The 5,529-nt window shown below is 46.4% G+C and carries 2 tRNA genes and 3 rRNA genes; all 5 read left to right on the top strand.

Annotation, left to right across the window (positions count from 1 at the left end):
• Positions 1-247: 247 nt before the first annotated feature.
• The 5 genes from F6464_RS14255 to rrf all read left to right on the top strand — a co-directional run bounded on the left by F6464_RS14255 (position 248) and on the right by rrf (position 5,483).
• Positions 248-1,759 (top strand): 16S ribosomal RNA (locus F6464_RS14255).
• A gap of 91 nt (positions 1,760-1,850) precedes the next feature.
• Positions 1,851-1,924 (top strand) — tRNA-Ile (locus F6464_RS14250).
• A 141-nt stretch (positions 1,925-2,065) separates the two neighbouring features.
• Positions 2,066-2,142, top strand: a tRNA-Ala gene (locus F6464_RS14245).
• A 174-nt stretch (positions 2,143-2,316) separates the two neighbouring features.
• Positions 2,317-5,201, top strand: a 23S ribosomal RNA gene (locus tag F6464_RS14240).
• A gap of 172 nt (positions 5,202-5,373) precedes the next feature.
• Positions 5,374-5,483 (top strand): 5S ribosomal RNA (gene rrf, locus F6464_RS14235).
• Together the 16S, 23S and 5S rRNA genes with 2 tRNA genes alongside form the textbook arrangement of a ribosomal RNA operon.
• Positions 5,484-5,529: the final 46 nt, after the last annotated feature.

Below are 5,529 nucleotides of genomic sequence, written 5' to 3'. Positions count from 1 at the left end.
AGAAATAAAATCAAAAAAATTATTTAAAAAAGCTTGTTAGATAGAAAAGAATGTTTACTTTTGCACCCGCTTTGAGAATGAAAGCGCAATAAAAGAAGAAGAACACGTTCCTAGACATATTGAATTGACAGCCGTTACGATAGAGATATCGTAACAAATAAAAAGAGAGTAAGAGAATCGAGAGATTAGAATAAAGCTATAGAATTCGTCTAAAATACGATGCAGAAGCAATTCAGCATAACAATATACGATGAAGAGTTTGATCCTGGCTCAGGATGAACGCTAGCGGCAGGCTTAACACATGCAAGTCGAGGGGTATAGTAGCAATACTAGAGACCGGCGCACGGGTGCGTAACGCGTATGCAATCTACCTTTTGCAGAGGGATAGCCCAGAGAAATTTGGATTAATACCTCATAGTATATAGAGTTGGCATCAACACTATATTAAAGTCACAACGGCAAAAGATGAGCATGCGTCCCATTAGCTAGTTGGTAAGGTAACGGCTTACCAAGGCAACGATGGGTAGGGGTCCTGAGAGGGAGATCCCCCACACTGGTACTGAGACACGGACCAGACTCCTACGGGAGGCAGCAGTGAGGAATATTGGACAATGGGCGCAAGCCTGATCCAGCCATGCCGCGTGCAGGATGACGGTCCTATGGATTGTAAACTGCTTTTATACGAGAAGAAACACTCCTTCGTGAAGGAGCTTGACGGTATCGTAAGAATAAGGATCGGCTAACTCCGTGCCAGCAGCCGCGGTAATACGGAGGATCCAAGCGTTATCCGGAATCATTGGGTTTAAAGGGTCCGTAGGCGGATTTGTAAGTCAGTGGTGAAATCTTTCCGCTCAACGGGGAAACGGCCATTGATACTGCAAGTCTTGAATTATTAGGAAGTAACTAGAATATGTAGTGTAGCGGTGAAATGCTTAGAGATTACATGGAATACCAATTGCGAAGGCAGGTTACTACTAATGGATTGACGCTGATGGACGAAAGCGTGGGTAGCGAACAGGATTAGATACCCTGGTAGTCCACGCCGTAAACGATGGATACTAGCTGTTGGGGGCAACTTCAGTGGCTAAGCGAAAGTGATAAGTATCCCACCTGGGGAGTACGTTCGCAAGAATGAAACTCAAAGGAATTGACGGGGGCCCGCACAAGCGGTGGAGCATGTGGTTTAATTCGATGATACGCGAGGAACCTTACCAAGGCTTAAATGTAGATTGACCGTTTTGGAAACAGAACTTTCGCAAGACAATTTACAAGGTGCTGCATGGTTGTCGTCAGCTCGTGCCGTGAGGTGTCAGGTTAAGTCCTATAACGAGCGCAACCCCTGTTGTTAGTTGCCAGCGAGTCATGTCGGGAACTCTAACAAGACTGCCAGTGCAAACTGTGAGGAAGGTGGGGATGACGTCAAATCATCACGGCCCTTACGCCTTGGGCTACACACGTGCTACAATGGACGGTACAGAGAGCAGCCACTACGTGAGTAGGAGCGAATCTACAAAACCGTTCTCAGTTCGGATCGGAGTCTGCAACTCGACTCCGTGAAGCTGGAATCGCTAGTAATCGGATATCAGCCATGATCCGGTGAATACGTTCCCGGGCCTTGTACACACCGCCCGTCAAGCCATGGAAGCTGGGGGTGCCTGAAGTCGGTGACCGCAAGGAGCTGCCTAGGGTAAAACTGGTAACTAGGGCTAAGTCGTAACAAGGTAGCCGTACCGGAAGGTGCGGCTGGAACACCTCCTTTCTAGAGAAAGACGCAATTTACTAGTAATCAAAAATTAAGATTACTTACTCTCGCTGTTAGTTCAAATAATACAAATTAAGAAATAATACAGAGTCTCGTAGCTCAGCTGGTTAGAGTACAACACTGATAATGTTGGGGTCCCCAGTTCGAGTCTGGGCGGGACTACTTTATTTAATTACGAATTATGAATTAGTAATTACGAATTAAAACAAAGGTAGTTATTGTTTATTTAAGGAAATTTTAGAAGTTGATAATTATGATTTTTCATAATTCGTAATTCGTAATTTTTAATTTTTAATTAAAATTGGGGGATTAGCTCAGCTGGCTAGAGCGCCTGCCTTGCACGCAGGAGGTCAACGGTTCGACTCCGTTATTCTCCACCAATTTCCTGCCAAAGCAGGAATCTGCTTTAAAAAGCAGGAGATACCCAATGAAGTTGGGTATTATAAAGTTCATTGACATATTGAGATAAGAAATAATAAAAAGTAGAAAGCATTTTTACTTGTTTATCATTAGGCAAGTAAAAGAAACGGCACATTTTAAATAATGTGTTGGTACAATAAGCAAAATAAGGGCGTATGGGGGATGCCTAGGCTCTCAGAGGCGATGAAAGGCGTGATAAGCTGCGAAAAGTTACGGGGATTGGCACACACGAATTGATCCGTAAATACCTGAATGGGGCAACCCACTATGTTGAAGACATAGTACACCGATAGGTGGGCAAACCCGCTGAACTGAAACATCTAAGTAGGCGGAGGAGAAGAAAACAAAAGTGATTCCGTAAGTAGTGGCGAGCGAACGCGGATTAGCCCAAACCAATGTTGTTACGGCAATGTTGGGGTTGTAGGACCACGAGATTTTATGCACAAGGAATTAGAATCTACTGGAAAGTAGGACCAAAGAGGGTGATAGTCCCGTATAGGTAACAAGTGTAATAAATAGTGGTATCCTGAGTAGGGCGGGGCACGTGAAACCCTGTCTGAATTTGGCGGGACCATCCGCTAAGGCTAAATACTCCTGAGAGACCGATAGTGAACCAGTACCGTGAGGGAAAGGTGAAAAGAACCGTGAATAACGGAGTGAAATAGATCCTGAAACCATACGCTTACAAGCGGTCGGAGCCCTGAAATGGGGTGACGGCGTGCCTTTTGCATAATGAGCCTACGAGTTAACGTTGCTGGCAAGGATAAGTGGTTAAGCCACGGATCCGTAGCGAAAGCGAGTCTGAATAGGGCGCTTTAGTCAGTAGTGTTAGACGCGAAACCGTGTGATCTACCCATGGGCAGGATGAAGCGCTGGTAACACAGTGTGGAGGTCCGAACCGGTTGACGTTGAAAAGTCTTCGGATGACCTGTGGGTAGGGGTGAAAGGCCAATCAAACTCGGAAATAGCTCGTACTCCCCGAAATGCATTTAGGTGCAGCGCACGGCGCAAAGTTATATAGAGGTAGAGCTACTGATTGGATGCGGGGGCTTCACCGCCTACCAATTCCTGACAAACTCCGAATGCTATATAATGTTTCCGTGCAGTGAGGGCTTGGGTGCTAAGGTCCAAGTCCGAGAGGGAAAGAACCCAGACCATCAGCTAAGGTCCCCAAATATATGTTAAGTTGAAAGAACGAGGTTTGTCTGCCCAGACAGCTAGGATGTTGGCTTGGAAGCAGCCATTCATTTAAAGAGTGCGTAACAGCTCACTAGTCGAGCGGACGAGCATGGATAATAATCGGGCATAAACATATTACCGAAGCTATGGATTTGTATTTATTTACAAGTGGTAGGGGAGCATTCTAACAGGGTTGAAGGTGTATCGTAAGGTATGCTGGACTGGTTAGAAAAGAAAATGTAGGCATAAGTAACGATAATGCGGGCGAGAAACCCGCACACCGAAAGACTAAGGTTTCCACAGCTATGCTAATCAGCTGTGGGTTAGTCGGGACCTAAGGCGAACCCGAAAGGGACAGTCGATGGCCAACGGGTTAATATTCCCGTACTACTGATAACTGTGATGGGGTGACGGAGTGATGAAAGTACCGCGAACTGACGGAATAGTTCGTTAAAGCACCTAGCTATAGGACCTGTAGGCAAATCCGCAGGTTTTGGTGAAATGCGATAGTACTCAGCGGCTTCGGCCAACGAGATAGTGTACCTAAGGGCTTCCAAGAAAAACCTCTAAACTTCAGGTTATTAGTACCCGTACCGTAAACCGACACAGGTAGTCGAGGAGAGAATCCTAAGGTGCTCGAGAGATTCATGGCTAAGGAATTAGGCAAAATAGACCCGTAACTTCGGGAGAAGGGTCGCCAGCAGCAATGCTGGCCGCAGTGAAGAGGTCCAGGCGACTGTTTATCAAAAACACAGGGCTCTGCAAAATCGTAAGATGAAGTATAGGGCCTGACACCTGCCCGGTGCTGGAAGGTTAAGAGGAGATGTTATGGGCAACCAGAAGCATTGAATTGAAGCCCCAGTAAACGGCGGCCGTAACTATAACGGTCCTAAGGTAGCGAAATTCCTTGTCGGGTAAGTTCCGACCTGCACGAATGGTGTAACGATCTGGACACTGTCTCAGCCATGAGCTCGGTGAAATTGTAGTAACGGTGAAGATGCCGTTTACCCGCAGTGGGACGAAAAGACCCTGTGCACCTTTACTATAGCTTAGTATTGACCTTGGATAAATGATGTGTAGGATAGGTTGGAGACTGTGAAGTGGCGTCGCTAGGCGTTGTGGAGTCATTGTTGAAATACAACCCTTTGTTTATCTGAGGCCTAACCCCCATACGGGGGGACATTGCTTGGTGGGTAGTTTGACTGGGGTGGTCGCCTCCAAAAGAGTAACGGAGGCTTCTAAAGGTTCCCTCAGTACGCTTGGTAACCGTGCGTAGAGTGCAATGGCATAAGGGAGCTTGACTGAGAGACATACAGGTCGATCAGGTACGAAAGTAGAGCATAGTGATCCGGTGGTTCCGCATGGAAGGGCCATCGCTCAAAGGATAAAAGGTACGCCGGGGATAACAGGCTGATCTCCCCCAAGAGCTCATATCGACGGGGGGGTTTGGCACCTCGATGTCGGCTCGTCACATCCTGGGGCTGGAGAAGGTCCCAAGGGTTGGGCTGTTCGCCCATTAAAGTGGCACGCGAGCTGGGTTCAGAACGTCGTGAGACAGTTCGGTCTCTATCTACTGTGGGCGCAAGAAATTTGAGTGGATCTGATTCTAGTACGAGAGGACCGAATTGGACAAACCTCTAGTGTATCTGTTGTTCCGCCAGGAGCATCGCAGAGTAGCTACGTTTGGAAGGGATAAGCGCTGAAAGCATATAAGCGCGAAACCCACCACAAGATGAGATTTCTTTTAAGGGTCCTAGAAGATGACTAGGTTGATAGGCTATAGGTGTAAAGGCAGTAATGTCATAGCCGAGTAGTACTAATAACCCGTAAGCTTATGTACAAATCCTCCCGAGTCGCAAGACTCGGGAAGAAACTTTCTAATACTTTTTATATTCTTTATCTCAGTATGTTAAGATATTATTCAATTACGAATTTGAAATTACAAATTACGACTCGAGCCTTTTGGCGAACAGACGAAGTAATTGAAATGTTGCCTAAAGCAACTAACCTCTTAAGGTGGTTATTGCGGCGGGGCTCACCTCTTCCCATCCCGAACAGAGTAGTTAAGCCCGCCTGCGCAGATGGTACTGCAGTTATGTGGGAGAGTATGTCGTCGCCTTTCTTTTTAAAAACCTCGTTCTAAAAAACGAGGTTTTTTGTTTTATTGG

It is taken from the genome of Flavobacterium luteum (genome assembly GCF_008806775.1).
GTDB lineage: Bacteria > Bacteroidota > Bacteroidia > Flavobacteriales > Flavobacteriaceae > Flavobacterium > Flavobacterium luteum.
Note: the sequence above shows the minus strand (reverse complement) of the source record. Positions and strands in the feature narration are given on the sequence as shown.